Genomic DNA, 24,196 nt, shown 5'->3' with positions numbered 1-24,196 from the left:
CCGCGCGCTGTAGGCCGCAGGTCTTGGACATCGACTTTGGCTGAGGCGGGTAGGAGGCTCGCGTGGCTTTGGGCAGGAACCGGTCCACACGATCTCAATCCAAAAGACGCAGCCATGGGAATTTACTGGGAGGAAAAGTAGATGAAACTTCGAGACTTTTGTTGGAATGCGCCGGTCAGAACGGCAGTGGCGAGTGCGCTTGTGGCGTCTTTCATGGCAACGTCCGCCGTCGCTGCGGACCGCGTGGTCTTTGCGACGACAGTGCCGCAAAACGAATCCAACCTGTTCTGGGGCGGCACCGGGGAAAGGCTGCCCTCGTTCCAGGCGCTGGTCGGGCATGATCCGATCACTGGCAAATACGACAATTCCGAGCTGGCCGAGGACTGGTTCGCCGACGAGACATTCACGGAATGGACCTTCAAGCTGAAGAAAGACGCCGAGTTTCACTATGGCTGGGGCCCGGTCACGGCTGCGGATGTGCTGCACAGCTATGAGCTGACCACCGGTCCCGACAGCACGATCAATTCGCTGGAGCTGCTGCGCGCCCAATCCGTCGAAGTCATTGACGATCATACGATTGTCTTCAAGTTCGACACGCCGCGGACCGACTATGCCTTCCAACATGCGGGGCGCGGGTCCTTGGTGATCTATAGCAAGGCGCAATATGAGGCCGAGGGGCTTGACGGGTACAACACCCGGCCCGCAGGCACGGCAGCCTATCAATATGTCGAGCGCAAACCGGGTGTTGGCGTGACATTCGAGCGTGTCGCCGATCACTGGCAGGGCGAACAACCGGATTTCGAAGTGCTGGAGATACGGTATGTGCAGGAGCAGGCGACCATTCTTGCCCTGCTACTCTCAGGCGAGGCGAGCATCGCCAGCATTCCGCGCGAGCTGCAGGGACAGGCTCTCGACGCGGGCAAGAAAGTGATCTCCTCGAAGAATCCGGCCATGGCTACGGGGGCGATTTTCAACGGGATGTACGGAAAATCGGGGGACCCTGCGTTCAACCCCGATCTGCCGTGGTCCAATGTGCTGGTGCGCGAGGCGATGAACCGGGCGCTCAACCGCCAGGAAATGATTGATGTGCTGTACGATGGCCGCGCGGAACCGGCGGTCAGTTGGCTGATGGATTCGCGTAACGAGGGGTTTGTGCCCGAACTCTTTGACCGGTTCGAAGAGATGTACGGCTATGACCCGGAGAAGGCCAAGGCGCTGCTGGAAGAAGCGGGCTACCCCGATGCCTTCGCGGATCCGGTCATTCCAATCGTCTCGTCAACGCTGAACGGCAATCCGGAATTCCCGGTCATGTCTGAACTGCTGCAGGTCTATTTCGATGCGGTAGGGCTGCAAACCAAGATCGTGGAGATGGACTGGCCCACGCTCGGATCCATGGGCCGTGCGCGGGAAAGCTATATGATCAGCCCCGTGCGCAACGCGCCTTTGCGACCAACCGAGGCGGCGCTGGTGAATTTCCACACCGAGCGTGGCACGCCGTACGGTGGCTTTGAGGATGACAAGATCGAAGGTCTGGCGAACACGCTGGAAGCGACCATTGATCCTGACAAGCGCAATGCCATCGCGTCGGAGGCGTTCACCTATCTCTTCGAGCAGTATGCAGATATGCCGCTGGCCACCGTGCATGCGGAGGTTGCCGTCGATCCGACAGTGGTGGCAGATTGGACGTTCCCGGGTGTGACGACCAACAGTGTCAGCCACTGGCATCTCATCAAAAGCGCGGAGTAACTGCGCGGCGTCATAACAGGAGCGGTCCCGGGGGTCGGTGCGCAACACCCTCGTCCGGGATCGCTCTGTCCCATCCGAACAAGCGACCGAAGCTTAGGTGTCGTCGACCGTCTGACACTGGGCTGAACATGGGAATAGGCAGCAGAGTGTGACCACCAACCGCAACTATACCGCCTATGTCTCCTGCCTGTCGGGCAATGAGATCAACGTCTTTTCGGGCCATGATGTGACAGGTGATCTGGAACAGGTCCAAACGATTGTACTGCCCGGGCGCGGCACCGGTCTGGTCGGCAGGGGCTTGCCGCTTGCACAGGCGCCGGACCGGCGGCGCCTCTATGCCGCCGTGTACGGGGATCAGACCGGTCCCGACGGCGACCTCGTTGACACCTATGCCATTGATCCCGTCACCGGGCATCTGACGCATATGTCGAGCACGCCGGTGATGGCGCAGCTCTCCCATATCTCTGTGGATCGGACCGGCGGTTTCCTTTTGGGCGCGTCCGAACCCTCGGGGCTTGTGGTGGCCTATCCCCTTGGGGATCACGGGCTTGTGCAGGCGCGGGCCAGCGACAGTGTGGTGCCGCTGCCCGGCGCGCATCAGATCCTGACCGACTACACCAACCGGTATGCCTATGTCCCAAGCCTCAGCGACGACATACTGGTCAGCCTGCGCTTCGACGAACGAACCGGCAGGTTCACCGCGAACACGCCCCCGGAGATCCCTCTGCAAACCGGCGCGGGCTGTCGACATCTGGCCTTTCATCCGAACCGCAGGTCCATGTATCTCCTCAATCAGCGCGACGGCAGCCTGATCTGCTACCGGCTGGATGCGGCGACCGGGGGCCTTCAGGAGCTAACGCGCACGTCCATCCTGCCCGAGGGGTTCGCGGGCAGCCCCTGGGGCGCGCAGATCAAGGTCTCGCCCCGAGGAGATCGGCTCTTTGCCTCAGAGCGCCGCAGCAACAGCTTTGCCGTCTGGGACATCGACGAGAACAGCGGGCGCCCATTGGATCGGCACATCGTGGCGACACCTGAAAACCCGCGCTGTTTTGATGTGACCCCAAATGGGCGCTTTGCCGTTCTGAGCGCGCTGAAGGGGGACTGCATCGCGCTCTATGACGTGTCCCGAAAATCTGCCGCACCTGAGAAACGCCTAGAGCTGCCGACAGGCGGAGAACCGGGGTGGGTTGAAATCCTGTGACCACGCCCAAAGGCAAGATGAACACCCAAAGAGAGGCCCAAGATGAAACAAGGTGAGCCGCGCTTTGTCGCGATCGATGCTGAGAACGCCATTCATGTCATTCACAGCTCGCCCGAGGGTGAGAACGCGACATTTGTCTTCCTGAACTCGATGGGGGCCTCCACAGTCGTCTGGGAGGATGAGATCGCGCCCATGCTGCGCCAAAAGGGCTTTGGGACGCTTTCATTCGACTATCGTGGCCAGGGTGCCTCGAAATACGGCGCGGCGGCGACGTTGGAGCCCTCAGAAATCATCGCCGATATCGGCTTCACATTGGCGCAGGAGCACCCCCAGAACCCGATCTTCGTGGGCCTGTCCATTGGCGGTCTCTTTGCTGTGCGGTCGTGGCTCAACGGAGCTGCGGCGGATGCGATGGTGCTGGTCAATACGCTGCGAAAGCCCAATGCGCAGGTCGAGTGGATCAATGAGCTGGAGGCCCGCCTGATCGCCATGGGGGGCATGCCGCTCGTGCTGGATGTGCTGCGCCCGGTTCTGTCGAGCTGTGACCAGTTGGAGATGCTGCGTCCGTCGCATCTGCCCGAGGACGGTTACACCCCCTGGCCACCGGACCACCCGCGCCGACGATTGGCCGAAGGCGTGCATAAGGCCGATTGGGGTTTTCCATGGCCTGACCTCAACATCCCGACGCTGGTGCTCACCGGCCTGCATGACCGGCTTTTCCGCATCCAAAGCGATGTGGATGATATTATGGCGCAGATCCCGGATGTGCAGAGCATCGTCTACCCCGACGGCGGGCATTCCCTGCACGCGGAGTATCCGAGCCGGTTTGTCGATGATCTGGTGGCGTTTGCGGGCAGTCTTGCCGCGAAAAAGACGGCTTAACCTCCGGCTGGCGGGTAGCCGCCGACGAGCCGCGCACGCAGGATCACAAGCCCCACCACCACATCGAGCGTTGGTGTCGGCACCCCGGCCTGACGCGCAAAATCCTGCACGATCCGCAGCATGGTATCGATTTCCATGGGGCGCCCCAGATCGACATCCTGGCTCATCGAGGGTTTTTGCCTCGCGCCGGAGCCCGGCGCGAAGACGCTGTCAACATCATCGCCCAGACCGGCAAACCCATGGGCCTGGGCCACTGCGGCTCCTTCCAGAAACAAGGCCCGCGCGATGGGTTGCGCATCGGGATCGTTCAGCACCTCGTAGGCCATGCCGCCGGTCAGCACCGACGCAGGCGCGGTCGAGAGGTTGCGCAACAGTTTGTGCCACATGGGTCGGCGAAGATCCTCCTCCAGCTCGAACCGGGCGGTGTCGGTCTGCAGGGATGGCAGCATCGCCCTGATCCGATCCGCACCCGCCGCGGTGGCCGCACCGATCACAAAGCGGTTGCGCGCGGATCGGTTCTCGATCAGGCCCGGTTCCACAACCTGATTGGTCGAGTGGATAACCATGCTCACCGCCTGATCCACAGGCACCAGATCGGCCAGCGTGCCACCAGGGTCGAGCCTTGCGCACTCCGGCGTCTGGCCGCCAACCTTGAACCCGCTCCCGTACCACCAGAACACGCCGTTCATGGCCGCAATGACAGGTGTGCCCCGCTGCAGGAGATGCTTGCAGGAGGACAGCACCTCCGCCAGCGCGGGAGCCTTGACGGTGGTCACAATGAGGTCCTGCGGCTCCAGATCGCCGGGGGTGTCCGTCGCTGTGACCGCACATGTGCTCACATGACCATCTGGGCGCCGCACCCGCAGGCCGCCGGATTTGATGGCGGCCAGGTGCGGACCGCGCGCCAAGACGCTGACGTCATGGCCCTTTTCATGAAAGGCGCCAGCCAAGAACCCGCCAACGGCCCCGGCACCAAGGACTAGAATGCGCATGAGGGCTCAGCTCTGAAAGACGGAAAAGCCCCGTGTGACAAGTGTGTTGACATAAGCGGTACGTCTCCTAGAGTTAACAAAGTTATCGATAACCTAGTCGGGCAGTAAAAGAACTGCAAATCCTGACATTGAACCCCTGGGAGGCGGGTTCGGTCAAGTTGCGGCATCCGAGGACATAAACAAGCGATCTGGGAGGATATTATGTTTGCATCGAAACTCGTGCGCGTGGCCGCGATCAGTGCAGTGCTGGCGTCAGCAGCGGCACTTATGCCAGCGCAGGCGCAAACCATTGAAATGGTGATGAGCCCGCCAGCCGTGGAGACGAACCGGTACTGGAACACGCCGGGGGACTTTGCCCTTGGCCCGTCCATGCAGGGCCTTGTTGGTCATGATCCGGTGACCGGCGCCTATGACAACAGTGGTCTGGCCGAAAGCTGGAGCCACAACGATGATTTCACCGAATGGACCTTCAAGCTGAAGCCAGAGGCCGAATTCCACTTTGGCTGGGGGCCTGTGACCGCGGCGGATGTGGTGCACAGCCTCGCGTTGCACACCGGTCCTGACACGACTTTGAACGGCATCAGCCAGCTCGAAGGCGCAGTGGCTGAGGCGATTGACGAGCATACCGTGAAATTCACCCTGCCCGCGCCGCAGGTCGATTTCCTTTTCGTGCATGGCGGGCGCGGGTCGCTGGTGATCTACTCCAAGGCACAGTTCGACAAGGAAGGTCTTGAAGGCTATGACGCGAAGCCCGCGGGCACGGCCAACCTGCAATATGTTGAGCGCAACATCGGGCAGGGTCTGACCTTTGAGAAGGTCGAGGGCCACTGGTCGGGGCAGGATGCGCAGTTCGACCGGCTTGAGCTGAAGTTTGTGGCGGAGCCCGCGACGACCCTCGCGCAGCTTCTCTCCAAGGAGGCGGATATCGTCATCCTGCCGCGCGAGCTTCAGGGCGACGCGCTTGACGCGGGCTTCGAGGCGATCCCCTCCACCAACGCATCCAACCAGACGACGATGCTCTTTAACGGCACCTTCCTTCTGCCCGGCTACGACGGTCTGGATAAAACGCTGCCCTGGCTGGACATCCGCATCCGAGAAGCCATCAACCGCTCCATCGACCGACAGGCCGTGATCGATGTTCTCTATGACGGGCGGGCCGAGATCCTGCCCGTCTTCGGGATGGATCCCCGCCACGAAGGGTATGTGCCTGAGTTGGCCGAGCGGTTCGAGGCGGCATATGGCTATGATCTGGAAAAAGCCCGCGCGCTGATGGCCGAGGCCGGATATCCGGAGAACTTCTCGAACCCGGTGATCCCGATCCTGTCGTCCACGTTGGCGGGCAACCCGGAGTTCCCGGCGATGGCGGAGCTGATGCAGGTGTTCCTCGATGAGGCAGGTTTCCAGACCGAGATCGTCGAGATGGATTGGGCCAGCCTGGGCGGATTGCGCAGCGCGCGCGAGGCCAAGATGTTCCACCCGATGCGCAATCTGCCGGTCAAACCCAGCGCTGTGGGGATCCGCAACTATTACTCTGCGACGGGCGGTCCTCGGAACAATTACGAGGACGAGGTCATCGAAGGGTTGATGGAGAAATATATGGTCTCCATCGACCTGGAGGAACGCAATGAACTGGCCGGTGGAATCTTCACACGCGTGTTCGAGCAATATGCGGTGGCGCCCTTGGCAAGCATCTCGGCCGAGGTCATCGTGAACCCCGAGACCGTCAGGGAATGGACCTTCCCCGGCACAACATCGGTGGGCGTCAGCCATTTCGGATCCATCGTTCCGGCGAACTGATCCGCGTGCACGCCGCATCCCGGGCCGGCGTTCGGCCCGGGATTTCAACACCACATCAGTGCTGGACCCAAACGAATGCTGCGTTTCATTTTCACCCGGCTGTCGCATATGCTGATCGCTCTCTTCGTGATCACCGTGATCGTCTTCAGCCTCAGCCACCTGACAGGCAGCCCGATCGATGCGCTGTTGCCGGATGACGCGACACAACAGCAGATCGATTCCCTGACGGAACATCTGGGTCTGGATCGGCCGTACTATGTGCAGTACCTGACCTTTCTGCAGAACGCGGCGGTCGGCGATTTCGGCGACTCGACCAAGTGGAAAGGCAATACCGCCGCAGGTGTCGTGTTGGAGCGTCTCCCGGCAACGCTGAAGCTAGGCGGTCTGGCCGTTTTGATCAGTGTGGCGGTGGCCATTCCGCTGGGTGTGCTCAGCGCGATCTGGCGCGGCTCGATCTTTGACCGCATGGCCGGGATCATTGCGCTGTTGGGGCAGTCGTTTCCCGCCTTCTGGTTGGGCATCATCCTGATGTGGATCTTCGCCGTGACCCTGGGCTGGTTTCCCACATCGGGGTACGGGGGGCTATCCTACATGATCCTGCCCGCCATCGCGATGGCCTGGTTCCAGATCGCGGCCCTGACGCGGCTGACCCGCTCCGCCATGCTGGAAGTGCTCGATACCGAATACGTCAAATTGGCCCGGGTCAAAGGCGTGAGCGAGCGCGCGGTGATCTGGAAGCACGCCTTTCGCAATGCGGCGATTGTGCCGGTGACCTATTTTGGCGTGCTGGCCGGGTCCCTGCTGACCGGATCGGTGGTTGTGGAAACCGTTTTTGCCTGGCCAGGGACGGGCCTTCTGGCCATCGACGCGATCCGCGGGCGGGATTTCCCCGTGGTGCAGTCTGTCGTGATGTTCTTTGCGGTGTTCTACCTGCTGGCCAACTTCCTTGTGGATGTCCTCTACGCGGTGGTCGACCCCCGCATCCGCTTCAGTTGACGGGGGTGGAGGGATGAAAAAGACACCAAAACTCCTCGGTCGGTTGCCCTTTCTGCCCATCGCGGTCCTGATGATCGTGCTGGTCATTCCGGCGCTCTTTGCCGACCTCATCGCGCCGCATGACCCGTTCAAGGCCTATCTGCGCAACCGTCTGCAACCGCCGCTGTTTTTCGGGGGCACAACGGAGTTCATTCTCGGCACCGACCGGCTGGGCCGGGATATCCTCAGCCGGATCATGCATGGCGCGCGCTACGCGCTGGTCATCTCGCTCGTCGGGATCATTCTGGGGGCCATCGTCGGCACCGTCCTGGGCCTGATCGCCGGGTATGTGCGGGGCGTGGTCGATGCGCTGATCATGCGGGTGGTCGATATCACATTTGCCCTGCCCAGCATCCTGCTGGCGCTGGCGCTGGCCGCCGTATCCGGCCCGAGCTTTCAGCTGGTCATCCTGGTGGTCGTTTTTGTGATCTGGGGATTTTTCGCCCGGCAGGTCCGGGCCGAAACGCTGATCCTGCGCGAGCGCGACTTTGTGGCGCGCGCCCGTGTGGCCGGGGCCTCAGACATTCGCATTCTGCGCAAGTACATCCTGCCCAACATCATCAACACCATCGTTGTGCTGGCGACGCTGCAGATCGGCGTCGTGATCGTGCTCGAAGCCACGCTGAGCTTTCTGGGAATCGGCATCCCGCGCCCGATCCCGGCCTGGGGTCTGCTGGTCGCGGATGGGCGCCAGCTGATTGTCTCGAACTGGTGGATTTCGTTTTTCCCGGGCATGGCCATTTTGCTCACCGTCTTGTCGGTCAACATGCTGGGCGACAGCCTGCGCGACTGGCTTGACCCGAAACTGCGGCAGGTGTGATCCATGGGTGCTTCTGTTCTTCAAGTTAAAAACCTGCGCACGGTTCTGGACCTATCGAGCGGTTCTGTGCCGGTGGTCGATGATGTGAGCTTTGACGTCGGTGCGGGGGAAACGCTTGGCATCGTCGGCGAATCCGGCAGCGGCAAATCAATGACCGCGCTGTCGATCATGCAAGTGCTGCCCCAGCCCATTGGGCGTATCGAGAGCGGTGAGATTCTGCTGGAGCAGACCAACCTTGTGGGCATGTCGGACGAAGAGATTGCAAAGGTGCGCGGGCGTGAGATCGGTATGATCCTTCAGGACCCGCACACCTCGCTCAATCCGGTCTTCACGGTTGGAAATCAGGTGATCGAGGCTTTGCAGATCAACAACCCCGGCACACCCCGACGGTCACTCATGACCCGGGTTGTGGACCTGCTCAAGAAGGTCAACGTGGCCGATGCCGCGCGCCGCGTGCATGCCTATCCGCATCAGATGAGTGGCGGAATGAAGCAGCGTGTGGTGGGGGCCATTGCCATTGCGGGCGCCCCCAAGGTCATCATCGCGGATGAGCCGACAACGGCGCTCGATGTGACGATCCAGCTGCAATATCTGCAGCTCTTGCGCGAAATTCAGGACGAGACCGGCACGGCCATCCTCTTTATCACCCATGACTTGGGGATCGTGGCCAACCTCTGTCACAAGCTGGTGGTGATGTATGGCGGCAAGATCGTCGAATCCGGAACCGTCTCGGACGTGTTTCGCGCCCCGTCGCACCCCTACACCGAGGCTTTGCTGAACTCCGTGCCCAGTGTCGATCAGAAAGTAGACCGACTTTATGCGATCGAAGGCCAACCCCCCGCTTTGTCAGCTGACCGCAAAGGCTGCAGCTTTGCGCCGCGCTGCCCCTACGCGCAGGAGATTTGCAAGCGGGACGTCCCGCAACAAGAGGCCGGCTTGAGCGGCGCGGACAATCATTTCGCCAGCTGCTGGAACATGGGAAGAAAGACGTGAGCCATCCACCGATCCTCAAGGTCTCCAATCTGACAAAGCACTTCTCTATCCCGCATGGGTTGCTCGGTCGGGGGGAACACACGGTACGTGCCGTCGATGACGTGAGTTTTGCGCTTGAGCATGGGCAAACCCTTGCGCTGGTTGGCGAATCCGGCTGCGGCAAAACCACATTGGTGCGCATGTTGCTGCGCCTGCTGGATCCGACATCCGGGAATGTCGAGGTCGAGGGAAAGGACATAAACACGATGTCCAAGTCCGAACTTCGACATTTCCGAACCAATGTGCAGGCCGTCTTTCAGGACCCATGGGCCTCGCTGAGCCCCAGAATGCGGGTCTTTGACATCGTGGCCGAAACGCTTGTGGTGAATGACAACCTCAGCAAGGGGGAGCTCACCCGCCGGGTCGACGAGGCGTTGATTGCGGTGGGTCTGCGGCCCGAACAGGCAAATTACTATCCACATGAGTTCTCCGGCGGGCAGCGTCAACGGATCGCGATTGCCAGCGCGATTATCGCCCGGCCCAAGCTGATTATTCTGGATGAGCCGGTCTCTGCGCTCGATGTGTCGATCCGGTCGCAGATCATGAACCTCTTTAAGGATCTGCAGCAGGACGTTGGCTGCAGCTACGTGGTGGTGGCCCATGATCTGGGCACAACACGGTTCATGGCCGACAGGATCGCGGTGATGTATCTGGGCAAGCTGGTGGAAATTGGTCCGACCGACCAGATGTTTGACGATCCTCGGCATCCCTATACACAGGCGCTATTGTCAGCTGCTCTGCCGCTTCGGGTCGATAACCCGCATGAAGCGATCGTCCTGCGTGGCGACGTCCCCTCTCCCGTGAACCCGCCATCGGGCTGCCCCTTTCATCCACGATGCCAGAGCGTCATCGGCGACATTTGCAAGACCACCGAACCAAAGCTCAGAGAGCTTGAATCACCTGAACATAGGATGAGCTGTCATCTTGGTTCCGAATTGTAGAAGCCCGCAGAGCCGAGATGGACGCGAGCCCCAAAGCACCGGTGTCATACGAGCGCCGGAACCCTAACAGACTATTGTATGATCGACTGTAGACTTGAGTGCTGCTAGTCTTTGACAACTATGACAAGAATAGGTTTGCTCAAGTTGGCATCAATTGTTTCACTGAATAACTCTTTTTTTTCGAACCGCTTCGCCCTTAAGGCTCTGTTAATTTTTACTTTTTCCGCAATGCTACAGTGGTCCGCCGCAAGTGCTCAACCTCGCCTCCCTCTTGTGGGCAATACGGAGGTGCTTGTTGCGACGTGCACCTTCAAAAATGGTGCCCTGCCGACAGGAAGCCAGCGTGCGCAGATTGCTGGAAACATCACCAATGTTGTTCAGTTCTATAGTCGAAAGGGGGTTGATGGGAATTCCCCTCCCCACTCAGGGTTCACGACTCGATTTGGAGCTCCAGTCAGGCTACCACAAGAGTTTGATTTGGGTGGCACCAGCATACCGGATCGAAGCACCCGTGAGAGGCGCTGTATAGACGCGGCGATCCGTAGCGGTTTTCGACCGAGCCAAGAGAACCACATTTGGGTTCTCATGATGATGCATGATAGTGGCATCTGGGGCAGCCGGGGTGTGCTCTACTACGGTGTTGCAGCCAACAGAGGGCTTTCGACACCGTTTCGAATAGGTGTTGCTGGCCTGCGTCATGAATTTGGTCATACCTTATCGCTGCGTCATGCATTTGGCGGACAATTCATGCAATGGCCGCAACGCGATCCTTTCGAATACGGTGACCTCTACGCAGTCATGGGCAGCAACGGCTCAGCTCTGAACCTGCACGCTCTGGATCGGATCGGTGCGCTGGGGCAGCACGATGTTGCTTCCATCGGTCTTCGGACAGATCAGGCTGCCCCAGGGAATCGGACGCGGTCCGAGGTCATCCGGCTGCGTGCTAACGGCAAAGGCTTAAGCAGCCGTTTCGGCTTTCGGGCCTTGCGGATTCCCTTCGACCCCAACGACTCTGGACGCTACTACCTCGTCGAGTACGCCAGCAAAGTTTTCAGAGGCGCGCGGCGCGCGGACAGGCTTTATGTGTACAAGATAGACAAAATCTCAGGACGCGTGAACAACTGGGGTTGGAAGACAGTCGATCCACCAAGCACTCGCTCTGTATTGATGTATGTGAGCCGAATAGAGGCGCGGAACAATCGTGCCCCGACCTTCCAGAGACCATTGCAGGGCTTCTCCGATGGCCCGATAAGCGTCTCCATTCTCTCGCAGTCCGACAACAGCATACGGCTACAGGTCACAAGTGCGGTTGCGGATGCCTGTGTCCGAGGTCTCGTTTGGCGTGAGGCAACGCCCGCCGATAGGGTTTGTGTATCGCGAAGTCGCTGGAGCGAAACCAAAGCGCAGAATATCCGGCACGCAAGCGGCAGCCCCCCAAGCCTCGGGTGCACCGGAGACCTTTTCCCGAGAAATGCTGTTCCGGGCGACAACGTTTGCGTCACACAAGCAGAACGCAATCAGGTTAGGGTCGAAAACTCCATTCATCACGGCAATGGAAGCTTCCGGCTTGCGCAGCGCGCCCGTGGGCCCATGACATGCAATATCGGACTCGTCTGGCGCAACATCACCAACTATGACTATGTCTGCGTGACACCTGCTCGTCGCGCGGCCGTCCGCGCTGAGGGGCAAAGGCACGTGCGCCTGAAACTGGGTACCTCGGCAGGTTGCAGAACAGGTCTTGTCAGACGTTCCGCTCTTCCCGGCGATGATGTATGTGTGTCCGGACGGCAGGCCTCAATAGCAGCTCGGGAGACGGACACACGGGAAAGCCGTTGGATGTTCGACTTCCGCTAGTATTTGAGACCGCCAGCTCCCCGCAAAGCGAGGTAACCGGCCCATCAAGTCTCGGAGCGCGCCAAGCCTCAGTGTGCTCTGATGCAAGAAGCCCTTAGAACAAACCCCTTGTGTTGACCTGCGCCTGCTAAAACTCCGCAAACTGCGGATGGGAGAAGCAGAGGTTTCGCACCAACGCCACCCCAGGTCCACCGGCCAGCTCTCCCGTGCCCAAGAACTGTATGCCGTGGGCCTCAAGAGCGTGCACAATCGCTGCCTGATTTGATGCGGATATCCGCATCTATCCGCAGACCTTCGGTATTCTTGGCAAGAGAGGCCTCAATTGCGGCGGCATCCTCGCTTTTCCCAGAGACAATTACAATGCAACCAAACTACTAGCGTGGAAGACGGGCTGCGCAGCTATCAACCGCATCTGTCTCACTGGTACCGGGGTCTGGCCGACCACCCTTGCAACCTAACCCCCAAGTCTGGCGTGTACCTCGCCCAAGTCGATTTCGGACAGCGGCATCTTGTTGCCCGGGTTTTCGAAGTCATAGCGGAACAACTCAAAATCCGTCTTGTAGATCTCATAAACCAGATGCATCGACAGATCGTCGAAATAGTCCTCCACCGGATACGCCCGCTTCGGCCCATGGCTCTCACTTTCATTGAAGCGGGGAACGTCATTGAGCAGAATGGGATGCGGCGTTTCAATCGCTTCCAGCACGTCGCGCATGCCGTCATTGAAGCTCTCGGTCCAGACGATCTTGTCATAGGTCCCGCCGTTCACAACAAACGTGCTGATGTGTCCTGACATCGCAGACCAGTGGATATCCGGCTCCATCGGCTTGCGGAACTTGATCGTGTCACGGGCAAAAAGCAAAAAGCGGCGGAAGGCGGCGATCTGGTCAAACTCACCCTGCCCATCTTCACCGCCAACGTCGATCCCGTACTTCTGCGCCAGAACTGGCACCAGGTTGCCACGGTACCGCTTACCGTTGCGTTGGATGCCGCAGATCTTGTCGAAAAAAGAGCTCAGGATGCGACTGTAGGGGTTGCGCACACAGGTAAAGGCATATGACTTGTGGTGCCGCACATTCTGGGTGATCGGCTCCTGACTGTCGTCCATGGCCCATTTGTGCAGCCCATCCCGCGCATCATGGATATCGCCATCAAAAAATGCCCCATGGTCGGAGTAATACATGATCTGCCCAATGGTCGAGCAGGCGCATTTCGGCACCACCCGATACACCATGCTCTCGCTTGTCGTCATCCATGTGCCGGGGAAACCCATGCTGCCTCTCTCCTGCTCCAGCGGCGGTTTTAGGTCTATTGCCTCAATTTGGTTAGAAAAAAGCAAATATTTGCTCTATTTTCAATCTATCTTCACCCTTGCGGGCGTATCGAGCGGAAGCACGAACAACAGAACTGAGCGACCTTGGCCAAAATCGCCTATATCCTTTTGTGCCACAAGGATCCCGATGCTGTCATCCGGCAAGCGGAGCGTCTGACAGCGACCGGCGACCATATAGCCATCCACTTCGACGCACGCTCGTCCGCCGCTGAGTATCAGCAAATCACATCGGCGCTGGGCGGAAATGCTCACGTCACCTTCGCGGACAAGCGGATAAAATGCGGCTGGGGAGAGTGGTCTCTGGTGCGCGCGACGCTCAACACCCTCACAACAGCCGTCGCCGCCTTTCCGCAAGCCACGCATTTCTACATGCTGTCCGGCGATTGCATGCCGATCAAGACGGCGGAGTACACGCACAGGTTTCTGGACACCCACGATGCCGACTTCATCGAGAACGTCGATTATTTCAAGGGCAACTGGATCAAGACGGGCCTGAGAGAAGATCGCCTGATCTATCGCCATTTCTTCAATGAACGAAAGTCCAAGCGGCTGTTTTACGCCGTGTTGGAGCTACAGCGCCACCTCAGGCTCGACCGCAAGCCGCCCCGGGACATGCAGATCAGGATAGGCAGCCAATGGTGGTGTCTGCGCCGGGAGACGGTCGAGAAGATCTTCGTTTTCCTGACACAACGCCGCGATGTTCTGCGGTTTTTCTCGACCACCTGGATCCCTGACGAGACCTTCTTTCAGACCGTGGTGCCCCATCTTGTGCCACGAGACGAGATACACGACCGGACACTGACCTTTCTGATGTTCAGCGACTACGGCATGCCGGTGACCTTCTACAATGATCACTATGACATGCTCCTTGGGCAAGATTACCTCTTTGCACGCAAGATCAGCCCAGAGGCGCAGGATCTCAAGCGCCGCCTTGGTCTGCTTTATGCCGCCCGCGATGTGCCCTTTCAGATCTCGGGCGAGGGGCCGGAGCTCTTCAAGTTCCTGACCGGGCGCGGGCGGGTCGGGCGCCGGTTCGCCTCCCGCTTTTGGGAGAAGGAATCGACCCTGGGGCGCGAACGGGAGCTGCTGGTCGTGGTCTGCAAGAAATGGCATGTGGCCAAGCGTGTACTTGAGCGCATTCGACAGACCACAAATGTGCCCGCAGTCGAATACATCTTCAACGAAGAAGACGCCGCCCTGCCCGACCTGGGTGGCATTCAGACCACGGTTGAGAAGCGCAGCCGCCACAGGCGCGCGTTGATGCGGATGCTGTTCGACTATTACGAGACCGACCGCATGATGGTCTGTATGGATCCGGGCAATATCGAGCTTTTGGAAGACTTCGCCGCCGACCGGTCGGTCACCCGGCTGCTGGAGATCGAGTGCACCTTCAGCGACGACTATCTGATCGGACATGCCATGCGGGTGGGTCTGGCCGGCGAGCAGACCTCAGCGGACACTTTCGCGCGGCTGCTGCCCACAATCCGCAACGATATCCTCTTTGAGAGCGACCGCATTCGCGACGCCGCCTTCCAGAACCACCACCGCTTTTGCGAAACCGGGGATCTGGAGAAAAATGCGCAGGCGCTCGCCCATTTCCTGTCGATCCCGCATCAGACCGCCCGCGACATCATCGACGGCCCGCAGCTTTTTGTGGATTGACCTCGACAAAGGCGCGTATCGCAGTTTCCAGGTTTCGCCTGATGCAAAAGGCCATGAGACTTGGCATGATGCCGCAAACCAGATGCCTCAAGGAGCGCGCATGAGTTACACCTATGACGACCAGAACATCTTTGCCAAGATCCTGCGCGGGGAGATCCCGAACACAACGGTGCTGGAGACCGAGCACAGCCTCGCCTTTCGTGATCTCTACCCGCAGGCGCCCACCCATGTGCTTGTGATCCCCAAGGGCGCCTATGTCAGCTACGATCATTTCGCGGAGGAGGCCTCCGCAGCGGAGATTGTGGACTATACCCGCGCCATCGCAGAGGTCTGCCGTCTTGAGGGCGTGAGCCTGACCACTGGTGATGGGTTCCGAATGATCTCGAACGCCGGAGCCGATGGGGTGCAGGAGGTGCCGCATCTGCACATCCACATCCTCGGCGGGCGCCACTTGGGCCGAATGCTGGCCAAAGCGTAGGGTCGGGGTCATGGCAGAACAGGCGTACCCCCCGACTAAGGCAGATTGACCGTTCGCGTCTGAGGGTTCCAGCCGCCGGGCAGGTCACGGGCCTGAACCTGCACCTGTGTGGTCCCCGCCGGGATCCGAACGCCAGAAAGCGAGCGCGTGAAAGGCTGCTCCTCAACATGCGGATGCGCCAACTCGCGGATCGCCAGTTGATTGCCATCCATGTCGAGAATGCGCCAGGCATCCGCATAGTGATCCCACCCTGTGTCGGGATGTGAGATCGTCACATCGAACCGCCACGTATCACCTGTCTTTCTGACTTTGACATTGTCCACCCGCGGAGGTTCCGCAAAGGCCGGGGCCGCTACAATCAGGAGGGCCAGGAATGAGTATTTCATTGGAAATGTACCCAAAACGAAAACTGTCTACGCTGATAACTTAAGGATTTAACAGAATTTTGCGAGAGGCGGATGCAAATTCCCTGCGCCAGATCACAACAAGTGTGATGCTTGCTGCCAGCATCAATGGGATAGGCCCCGCAAGCCACGCAGCGGAGGCAAGTGCGAAATACATTGAGCGCAAGCCACGGGTGAAGCTGCGCGCGCCGGTGATATTGATCTGGGCGGCCTGTTCGGCGCGCTTGTAGGCCTCGGGGTCGTTGGGGTCGTTCGGCACGGCGCCCATGATCACCGCGCAATAGCCGAAGAGCCGGTTGGCCCAGACGAATTTCAGGAACGCGTTGGTCAGGAACAGCGTGAGCACCATGAGCTTGATCTCCCACACGATGGTGGGGTGATCCATCAGCGTGATCTCGGCGGCGACATTGGCGAGGCGTTCGGCGTTGCCGAGCACCGCCAGCGTGCCGCCGATAGCGATAACCGAGGTGGAGGCGAAGAAGGCCGTGCCCTGGCGCAGGGTGCCGAGCACCTGGGCGTCGAAGATGCGGGGCTCGCGCGTGACCATCTGGCGCATCCATTCCTGCCGGTACCCGGCCATGATCCGCGTGGTCGAGAGGTGCTTGGCCGAGGGGTGTTCCACCCGCCAGCCGATGCCTGCCCAGAAGACGAAAAGGGCAGCTACAGCGATGAAATCGAGTGGCTGGAACAGGGCGAGGCGGTCCATCAGGGTCATGGCGCACGCATGGCAGGTCGGATAAATCTTGCCAATGGGTGAAATTGGTCATATTATCTTACCAAACGGAGGTATGCCCATGGAAATGCCGAATCCCGACCCGGCCGTTCTGGCCCGCAAGGACCGCGTGGTGGCGCGGCTGAAGGCCGTGCTGCCCGAGGATGCGGTGATCCATGAGGAGACGGAGACGCGGGCTTACGAATGCGATGCGCTCACGGCCTACCGCTGCCCGCCGATGGTGGCGGTGTTGCCGGAGAGCACCGAGCAGGTCTCGGAGGTGCTGCGCATCTGTCATGAGGAGGGTGTGCCGGTGGTGCCGCGCGGCGCGGGCACCTCGCTGGCGGGGGGCGCGCTGCCCACGGCGGATTGCGTGATCCTCGGTGTGGCGCGAATGAATGAGGTGCTGGAGACCAGCTATGCGGACCGGTTCGTGCGGGTGCAGACCGGGCGCACCAATCTGAGCGTCACCGGAGCGGTGGAGGCGGATGGGTTTTTCTATGCGCCCGACCCGTCGAGCCAGCTGGCCTGTGCGATTGCGGGCAACATCGCGATGAATTCGGGTGGCGCGCATTGTCTGAAGTACGGGGTCACGACCAACAACCTGCTCGGCGTGACAATGGTCATGATGGACGGCGAGGTGGTTGAGCTGGGCGGTGCGCATATGGATGCGGGCGGGCTCGATCTGCTGGGGCTGATCTGCGGCTCGGAGGGGCAGTTGAGTGTCGTGACCGAGGCGACGCTGCGCATCCTGCCGAAGCCCGAGGGCGCACGGCCTGTGCTGATGGGCTTTGCCAGCGCCGAGGTGGCGGGCGCCTGTGTGGCGGATATCATCAAGGCGGGCGTGCTGCCGGTGGCCATCGAATTCATGGACAAGATGCTGATCGAGGTTTGCGAGGACTTCGCCAAGGCGGGGTATCCGATGTGCGAGGCGCTGCTGATTGTCGAGGTGGAAGGCTCGGACGAGGAGATCGACCACCAACTGGCGTTGATCACCGAGATTGCCGAGCGGCATGACCTCGTGGCGGTGCGCGAGAGCGCGTCCCCAGAGGAGAGCGCGCGCATCTGGGCGGGGCGGAAGGCGGCGTTTTCGGCGATCGGGCGGATCAGCGATTACATGTGCCTTGATGGCACGATCCCGGTGAGCGCGCTGCCGTATGTGTTGCGGCGGATTGGCGAGATGTCGGAGCAGTATGGCTTGCCGGTGGGCAATGTGTTCCATGCAGGCGATGGCAATATGCATCCGCTGATCTGCTATGACGCGAACAAGCCGGGCGATCTGGAGATTTGCGAGGCGTTCGGGGCGGAAGTGCTGAAGCTCTGTGTCGAGGCGGGCGGCTGTCTGACCGGGGAGCATGGGGTGGGCATCGAGAAGCGGGATCTGATGAGCCATCAGTATGCGCCAGCCGATCTGGAGGCGCAGATGGCGGTGAAGGATGTGTTTGACGCGGCGTGGCTTCTGAACCCGGCGAAGGTGTTTCCGCTGGCGGTCTCCGAGGCGCGGCGGGCGGAGCGGATGGCGGCGGAGTAGGGGCTTTGCCCCCGCGCCTCTGGCGCTCCCCCAGGATATTTAGGGCCAAGAGAAGATATGACACCAGAGAGCGAAGCGGCGCTGGCCGATATTGTGACATCGGCCAAGGATCCTTTGGCTGTCCAGGGCGGGGGGACGCGCGGGATCATCGCGGAGGGGGAGGTGCTGTCCCTGGCGGGGCTCTCGGGCATTACGCTTTATGAGCCCGGCGCGCTGACCCTGGTGGCGCAGGCGGGCACGCCGGTTGCGGAGATCGAGGCGGCGCTGGCGGCGGAGAACCAGCGGCTGGCGTTCGAGCCGATGGACCCCCGCGCGCTGTTGCGGACGGGCGGGGCGCCAACGCTGGGTGGGGTGATTGCCGCCAATGTGAGCGGGCCGCGGCGCATTCAGGGCGGGGCCGCGCGGGACTATGCGCTGGGCGTGCGGTTTGTGGATGGCAAGGGCGAGGTTGTGCAGAACGGCGGGCGGGTGATGAAGAATGTCACCGGCTATGACCTTGTGAAGCTGATGTGCGGGGCCTTTGGGACCTTGGGCGTGTTGACGGAGGTGTCGCTGAAGGTGCTGCCCCGGCCGGAGACGGAGGGCACGCTGCTGCTGCGCGGGCTGAGCGATGCGCGCGCGGTGGAGGCGATGGCTGCGGCGATGGCCTCGCCCTTCGAGGTCACAGGGGCGGCGCATTGCGCGACCATTATACAGGATGGGCCGGTGACCGCGCTGCGCGTGGAAGGGTTCGAGCGGTCGGTTGTGTATCGGTTGGAGCAGTTGAAGGCCTTGCTGGCGCGGTTTGGTGCGGAGATGACGGTGGGCGACGCGGCGATGAGCGAGTGGATCTGGCGCAGCGTACGCGATGCGGAGCTGTTGCGGGATGTGCCGGAGGACATCTGGCGCGTCTGCTGCAAACCGTCCGAGGCGCCGGGGCTGATGGCACGCTCGGGCGCTGTCAGCTGGTATTATGACTGGGCTGGAGGGCGGATCTGGGTGCGGATGCCGGTGGGGCAGGACCTGCGCGCGGCCCTTGGCGCCTTTGATGGGCATGCGACGCTGGTCCGGGCGGCGCCGGAGACGCGGAGGGCTTTGCCGATGTTCCACCCCGAGGCGCCGGGTGTGGCCAAGATCAGCGCCGGGCTGCGGGCGCGATTTGACCCGCGCGGCATCCTCAACCGCGGGCTCATGGGGCCGGTGGCCGAGGAGGTCGCCTGATGCAGACGACCTTCACGCCGGAGCAGCTGAAAGACCCCAGCGTCGCGCGCAGCAATGAGATTTTGCGCTCCTGCGTGCATTGCGGGTTCTGCACCGCGACCTGCCCCACTTATCAGGTGCTGGGCGATGAGCTCGACAGTCCGCGGGGGCGGATTTATCTGATCAAGGACATGCTGGAGAACGACCGCGACCCGGATGCGAAGACGGTCAAGCATATTGATCGCTGTCTGAGTTGCCTGGCCTGCATGACCACCTGCCCCTCGGGTGTGCATTACATGCATCTGGTCGATCATGCGCGCGCGTATATCGAGCAGCGCTACAAGCGGCCGTTTGGCGACCGGGCGCTGCGGTGGATCCTGGCGCAGATTCTACCCTATCCGATGCGGTTCCGGCTGGCGCTGGCGGGGGCGAAGCTGGGGCGGCCCTTTGCGCGGGTCATGCCCGATGCGCGGCTGCGCGCGATGCTGGAGATGGCGCCAAAGCGCATCCCGCCCGTGAGCCGCAACGACGACCCGCAGAGCTTTGCGCCGCAGGGCAAGGCGGTCAAGCGCGTGGCGCTGATGACGGGCTGTGCCCAGCGGGCGCTGAACACCGACATCAATGATGCGACCATCCGCCTGCTGACGCGGCTGGGCTGTGAGGTGGTGGTGGCCGAGGGCGCGGGGTGCTGCGGCGCGCTGACCCATCACATGGGCAAGACCGAAGAGAGCCACGCGACGGCGGCGAAGAACATCCGCGCCTGGGCGGCGGAGATGGACGGGGCGGGGCTGGATGCGATTGTCATCAATACGTCGGGCTGTGGCACAACTGTGAAGGATTACGGCCATATGTTCCGCAATGAGGCGCTGGCCGAAGATGCGGCGCGGGTGTCGGGCATCGCCATGGATGTCTCGGAGTTGCTGATGCAGCTTGATCTGCCCGAAGGGGCCGACAAGGAGATGATCGTGGCGTATCACGCTGCCTGTTCGCTCCAGCATGGTCAGCAGATCAAGACCTATCCGAAGGACCTGTTGAAGCGTGCCGGGTTCATGGTTGTGGAGCCGTCCGATCCGCATCTTTGCTGTGGCTCGGCGGGCACGTACAATCTGATGCAGCCGGAGATTTCGGCAAAACTGAAGGCGCGCAAAGTACGCACACTTGAGGCCAAGGCCCCGGATGCAATCGCTGCGGGCAATATCGGCTGCATGATGCAGATTGGCTCAGCCACACAGGTGCCGATTGTGCATACGGTCGAGTTGCTCGACTGGGCCACGGGCGGCCCGCAGCCCCCGGCGCTTGCGAATGACACGGGGACAAGCCCGGTGCCAATCTTGCGCTAGGCCGGAGGCCGACCACCTGGCATTTTGCCCTATTCCTGCCGCATCGCCTCACTATAATCGGGTGCCAAGGATCTAGGGAGGATCTATGGCGCGTTGGGTTCCATTGCTATTTCTCGTGGGGTTTTGCGCCGCTGCAGCACAGGCGCAGGATACCGCACTGCAGAGCCTGCGAACAGCTGTCGAGGCTGGCGACTGGGAAGCGGTGGGGCGTCTCGATCTCGACGGCAAAGGTTTCTGCACAGGCGCTCTGATCGGCGCCGACCTGGTGCTGACAGCTGCGCATTGCCTTTTTGACAAGACCTCGGGGCAACGGATCGACCCCGAGACGCTCGAATTCCGCGCTGGCTGGCGCGACGGGCGCGCATCAGCCTACCGCCAGGTCACACGCGCAGTGGTCCATCCTGACTACAGCTATGCCGCCGAGGTGTCCTCGGCGCGCGTCCGTAGTGATATTGCCCTGCTGAAACTGGCGCATCCGATCCGCAATACGACGATTGAGCCGTTCGAGACCGCGCCGCGCCCGCGCAAAGGGGCGGATGTGGGCGTGGTCAGCTACGCGCGCAACCGGGCCGAGGTGCCCTCACTCCAGCAGGTCTGCAAGGTCCTCGGGCGGCAGCAGGGCGTCTTAGTGACCTCCTGTGCAGTCGATTTTGGATCGTCTGGCGCGCCGATTTTCACCCTTGAAGGTGGCCGCGCGCAAATCGTTTCCATCGTCTCCGCCAAGGCGGAGATGGGCGACGCACCAGTCTCCCTGGGCACGTCTCTTGGGGCACCTCTGGATTTGCTGCGTGCCGAACTTTTGGCCGGCAAGGGCGGTTACGAGGCAAGCCCGCCGCCCGCCGCGCGGCTGGGCGCTGGCGAAAGGTCTAGTTCCGCTGGCGCGAAATTCGTCAGACCGCCGCAGTAAGGCAGGCCACCCAGAACCGGCGCCGTCAACGACGCACAGCACGGCTCGAAAAGGTCTTGAAAGCCCGACCACCTATTCCCACATCTAGCGCGCGGGGGTGCCGCAACAGGGCCCCAGCTTACACACCATTGCTGGCGTGCGTCCCACGGGAGCCGCCGGCACCATATCGCTCAAGAAGAGGATACATGATGCGTACCTATGATTTTGCACCGCTTTACCGGGCCACCGTCGGATTTGACCAGATTGCCGACCTGATGGACAGGGTCCTGACCAGCGAAAGCACACAGCCGTCCTACCCGCCCTACAACATCGAAAAGCTCGATGACGACTCCTATCGCATTTCTATCGCGGTCGCCGGGTTCTCAGACGCGGATCTGAGCGTCGAGGTCCGGGAGAATGCGCTGATCGTCTCCGCCCGCAAGGCCGACGAAAACGCGGACCGCAGCTATCTGCACCGCGGTATCGCCACGCGCGCCTTTGAACGCCGCTTTCATCTGGCAGATCATATGCAGGTCACCGGCGCAAGCCATGTGGACGGCATGCTGCACATCGAACTGATGCGCGAAGTGCCAGAGGCGCTGAAGCCGCGACAGATCGCGATCTCCTCAACCAAGCAGATCGAAAAAGACGTGGTCGACGCCAAATCCGTCAATTGAAACTGAGCGACTGAGACACGACGGTTCGGGACAATTCCGGGCCGCCACATGTCGTCCCAGAAGCAGGGTCGGGGCCGATCCAGCTGCCAAATGCGCCGTTCCGCGTCCGGCGGAACCACAAAAGGGGGCCGTTCGATACGGCCCCCTTTTGTTTGCCCGGCTGCAAAAACAGCTCAGACGGACATGCAGATGTATTTCATCTCCAAATAGTCCTCGACCCCGTGATGCGAACCTTCACGCCCAAGGCCGGACTGCTTCACGCCGCCGAAGGGGCCCACTTCGGTCGAGATGATCCCGGTGTTCACACCGACAATCCCATACTCCAGCGCCTCAGCCACCTTGTAGACGCGGCTCAGATCCTTGGCATAGAAATAGCTCGCAAGGCCAAAAATCGTGTCGTTGGCCATCGCAATCACCTCATCCTCATCCTCGAATTTGAAGAGCGGGGCCAATGGGCCAAAGGTTTCTTCGGTCGCGACTTTCATGTCCTGCGTCACGCCGGTCACGATGGTGGGCTCAAAGAAGGTCCTGCCCTTCTCATGCGGCTTGCCACCGGTCAGGATCGCGCCGCCATTGTCGACCACATCCTGCATGTGCTCCTGCACCTTCTCGACCGCTTCCGCGTTGATCAGTGGCCCGGTGGTCACGCCCTCCTCCAGCCCGTCCCCAACGTTGAGGTTCTCAACGGCCACTTTCAACTTTTCGGCAAAGGCGTCATAGACCCCTGCCTGCACGTAGATCCGGTTCGCACAGACACAGGTCTGCCCGTTGTTGCGGAACTTGCACATCATCGCGCCTTCGACAGCCGCGTCGAGATCCGCATCGTCAAAAACGATGAAGGGCGCATTGCCTCCAAGCTCCATGGAGCATTTCATCACCTGATCGGCGGCCTGTTTCAGCAGGATGCGCCCAACTTCGGTGGAGCCGGTGAAGGTCAGCTTGCGCACCGCCGGATTCTCGCAAAATTCCTTGCCAATGGCCGAGGCGGAGGCCGACGGCACCACATTGAAGACACCCGCCGGGATACCTGCGCGCTCGGCCAGCACACCCATCACGATGGCACTGAGCGGTGTCTCCTTGGCCGGGCGCGCCACAAAAGAGCAGCCCACCGCCAGCGCGGGTGCCGCCTTGCGCGTGATCATCGCGTTGGGGAAGTTCCATGGCGTGATCGACGCCGCCACACCGATGGGCTGTTTCAGCACCATGATGCGCTTGTCGCGCTGGTGACCCGGCACTGTCTCGCCATAGATGCGCTTGGCCTGCTCCCCGAAGAACTCGATGAAGCTCGCACCATAGCCGATCTCACCCTTGGCCTCGGCATGCGGTTTGCCCTGCTCTGCGGTCAGAATGGTCGCCAGATCATCCGCATTCTCCATCATCAGATCGAACCACTTGCGCAGCACCTGCGCGCGCTCCTTGCCAGTCCACGCGGCCCAGCCCTTCTGCGCAGCTTCGGCCTGCGTAATGGCGCCTGCCACCTGTGCGCGGCTCAGGTTGGCCACCTCGGCAATCACATCGCCGCGCGCGGGGTTGCTCACCTCAAAGGTGCCGTCCTCCCCATCGACCCACTGACCACCGATGTAGGCACGGGTTTCCAGCAGGCTTGGATCTTTCAGAAGAGATTTGAGATCGGTGTTTAGAATATCTTTCATGTCGGATCCTCCGCGAACATCATTGCTGTTGTCATTTCAACT

At 61.1% G+C, this 24,196-nt stretch carries 21 protein-coding genes; 16 read left to right on the top strand and 5 right to left on the bottom strand.

What is annotated here, in order from left to right; translation table 11 throughout:
• The first annotated feature begins 213 nt into the window (after nucleotides 1-213).
• From So717_RS07380 to So717_RS07370, 3 genes are all read left to right on the top strand, one after another.
• The gene (locus So717_RS07380) at nucleotides 214-1,746 is read left to right on the top strand and encodes an ABC transporter substrate-binding protein (protein ID WP_159975558.1); all 1,533 of its coding nucleotides are present in this window, start codon (nucleotides 214-216) and stop codon (nucleotides 1,744-1,746) included.
• A gap of 148 nt (nucleotides 1,747-1,894) precedes the next feature.
• On the top strand, nucleotides 1,895-2,947 hold the full coding sequence (locus So717_RS07375; protein WP_159975557.1) for a lactonase family protein: 1,053 nt from the start codon (nucleotides 1,895-1,897) through the stop codon (nucleotides 2,945-2,947).
• 42 nt (nucleotides 2,948-2,989) lie between these two features.
• Nucleotides 2,990-3,829, top strand: coding sequence for an alpha/beta fold hydrolase (locus tag So717_RS07370; RefSeq protein ID WP_159975556.1), 840 nt, complete (start codon nucleotides 2,990-2,992; stop codon nucleotides 3,827-3,829).
• On the opposite strand, the gene So717_RS07365 is transcribed toward So717_RS07370, so the two are convergent.
• Entirely contained in the window at nucleotides 3,826-4,821 is a 996-nt protein-coding gene (locus So717_RS07365; RefSeq protein ID WP_159975555.1) for a ketopantoate reductase family protein, read from the bottom strand. The two genes, So717_RS07370 and So717_RS07365, sit on opposite strands and share 4 nt — an antisense overlap.
• Before the next feature lie 201 nt (nucleotides 4,822-5,022).
• Here So717_RS07365 and So717_RS07360 point away from each other — a divergent pair, with 201 nt between their 5' ends.
• From So717_RS07360 to So717_RS07335, 6 genes are all read left to right on the top strand, one after another.
• Nucleotides 5,023-6,618, top strand: coding sequence for an ABC transporter substrate-binding protein (locus tag So717_RS07360; protein WP_238840715.1), 1,596 nt, complete (start codon nucleotides 5,023-5,025; stop codon nucleotides 6,616-6,618).
• A gap of 75 nt (nucleotides 6,619-6,693) precedes the next feature.
• The gene (locus tag So717_RS07355; RefSeq protein ID WP_159975554.1) at nucleotides 6,694-7,614 is read left to right on the top strand and encodes an ABC transporter permease; all 921 of its coding nucleotides are present in this window, start codon (nucleotides 6,694-6,696) and stop codon (nucleotides 7,612-7,614) included.
• Between the two features lie 13 nt (nucleotides 7,615-7,627).
• On the top strand, nucleotides 7,628-8,473 hold the full coding sequence (locus So717_RS07350; RefSeq protein WP_159975553.1) for an ABC transporter permease: 846 nt from the start codon (nucleotides 7,628-7,630) through the stop codon (nucleotides 8,471-8,473).
• A gap of 3 nt (nucleotides 8,474-8,476) precedes the next feature.
• Entirely contained in the window at nucleotides 8,477-9,466 is a 990-nt protein-coding gene (locus So717_RS07345; RefSeq protein ID WP_159975552.1) for an ABC transporter ATP-binding protein, read from the top strand.
• Entirely contained in the window at nucleotides 9,463-10,446 is a 984-nt protein-coding gene (locus tag So717_RS07340; protein WP_159975551.1) for an ABC transporter ATP-binding protein, read from the top strand. Before So717_RS07345 ends, So717_RS07340 begins: the two co-directional genes overlap by 4 nt.
• Nucleotides 10,447-10,566: 120 nt before the next feature.
• Nucleotides 10,567-12,300 carry a zinc metalloprotease gene (locus So717_RS07335; protein WP_238840712.1) on the top strand — a complete coding sequence of 578 codons (1,734 nt, stop codon included), beginning with the start codon at nucleotides 10,567-10,569 and terminating at the stop codon, nucleotides 12,298-12,300.
• A 454-nt stretch (nucleotides 12,301-12,754) separates the two neighbouring features.
• Here the strand turns inward: So717_RS07335 and So717_RS07330 are convergent, their stop codons facing one another.
• Nucleotides 12,755-13,573 (bottom strand): sulfotransferase family protein, encoded by an 819-nt coding sequence (locus So717_RS07330; RefSeq protein ID WP_159975549.1) that lies wholly within the window; start codon nucleotides 13,571-13,573, stop codon nucleotides 12,755-12,757.
• A 144-nt stretch (nucleotides 13,574-13,717) separates the two neighbouring features.
• Between So717_RS07330 and So717_RS07325 the strand changes: the two genes are divergently transcribed.
• Together So717_RS07325 and So717_RS07320 are read left to right on the top strand one after the other, a co-directional pair.
• A complete protein-coding gene (locus tag So717_RS07325) occupies nucleotides 13,718-15,295 on the top strand; it encodes a DUF5928 domain-containing protein (RefSeq protein ID WP_159975548.1) in 1,578 nt (525 codons plus the stop codon).
• A gap of 100 nt (nucleotides 15,296-15,395) precedes the next feature.
• Nucleotides 15,396-15,773, top strand: a complete 378-nt coding sequence (locus tag So717_RS07320) for a histidine triad nucleotide-binding protein (RefSeq protein ID WP_159975547.1) — start codon at nucleotides 15,396-15,398, stop codon at nucleotides 15,771-15,773.
• 35 nt (nucleotides 15,774-15,808) lie between these two features.
• On the opposite strand, the gene So717_RS07315 is transcribed toward So717_RS07320, so the two are convergent.
• Together So717_RS07315 and So717_RS07310 are read right to left on the bottom strand one after the other, a co-directional pair.
• Nucleotides 15,809-16,159: a hypothetical protein gene (locus So717_RS07315; RefSeq protein WP_159975546.1), complete on the bottom strand. Its 351-nt coding sequence runs from the start codon at nucleotides 16,157-16,159 to the stop codon at nucleotides 15,809-15,811.
• A gap of 40 nt (nucleotides 16,160-16,199) precedes the next feature.
• Entirely contained in the window at nucleotides 16,200-16,892 is a 693-nt protein-coding gene (locus So717_RS07310) for a DUF599 domain-containing protein (RefSeq protein ID WP_159975545.1), read from the bottom strand.
• A 79-nt stretch (nucleotides 16,893-16,971) separates the two neighbouring features.
• On the opposite strand from So717_RS07310, the gene So717_RS07305 reads away from it, so the two are divergent.
• The 5 genes from So717_RS07305 (at nucleotide 16,972) to So717_RS07285 (ending at nucleotide 22,502) form a co-directional block, all read left to right on the top strand.
• The gene (locus So717_RS07305; RefSeq protein ID WP_159975544.1) at nucleotides 16,972-18,420 is read left to right on the top strand and encodes an FAD-linked oxidase C-terminal domain-containing protein; all 1,449 of its coding nucleotides are present in this window, start codon (nucleotides 16,972-16,974) and stop codon (nucleotides 18,418-18,420) included.
• 57 nt (nucleotides 18,421-18,477) lie between these two features.
• Entirely contained in the window at nucleotides 18,478-19,620 is a 1,143-nt protein-coding gene (locus So717_RS07300; protein ID WP_159975543.1) for an FAD-binding protein, read from the top strand.
• Entirely contained in the window at nucleotides 19,620-20,939 is a 1,320-nt protein-coding gene (gene glcF / locus So717_RS07295) for a glycolate oxidase subunit GlcF (RefSeq protein WP_159975542.1), read from the top strand. Before So717_RS07300 ends, glcF begins: the two co-directional genes overlap by 1 nt.
• Nucleotides 20,940-21,024: 85 nt before the next feature.
• Nucleotides 21,025-21,846: a trypsin-like serine peptidase gene (locus So717_RS07290; protein ID WP_159975541.1), complete on the top strand. Its 822-nt coding sequence runs from the start codon at nucleotides 21,025-21,027 to the stop codon at nucleotides 21,844-21,846.
• A 188-nt stretch (nucleotides 21,847-22,034) separates the two neighbouring features.
• Entirely contained in the window at nucleotides 22,035-22,502 is a 468-nt protein-coding gene (locus tag So717_RS07285) for an Hsp20 family protein (protein WP_159975660.1), read from the top strand.
• A gap of 173 nt (nucleotides 22,503-22,675) precedes the next feature.
• On the opposite strand, the gene So717_RS07280 is transcribed toward So717_RS07285, so the two are convergent.
• Nucleotides 22,676-24,154 carry an NAD-dependent succinate-semialdehyde dehydrogenase gene (locus So717_RS07280; RefSeq protein ID WP_159975540.1) on the bottom strand — a complete coding sequence of 493 codons (1,479 nt, stop codon included), beginning with the start codon at nucleotides 24,152-24,154 and terminating at the stop codon, nucleotides 22,676-22,678.
• Between the last annotated feature and the right edge of the window lie 42 nt (nucleotides 24,155-24,196).

The organism is Roseobacter cerasinus (assembly GCF_009811755.1).
GTDB classification, from domain to species: Bacteria; Pseudomonadota; Alphaproteobacteria; order Rhodobacterales; family Rhodobacteraceae; genus Roseobacter; species Roseobacter cerasinus.
The sequence above is the reverse complement of the archived record's forward strand: the minus strand, read 5'-3'. Positions and strand labels throughout refer to the sequence as shown.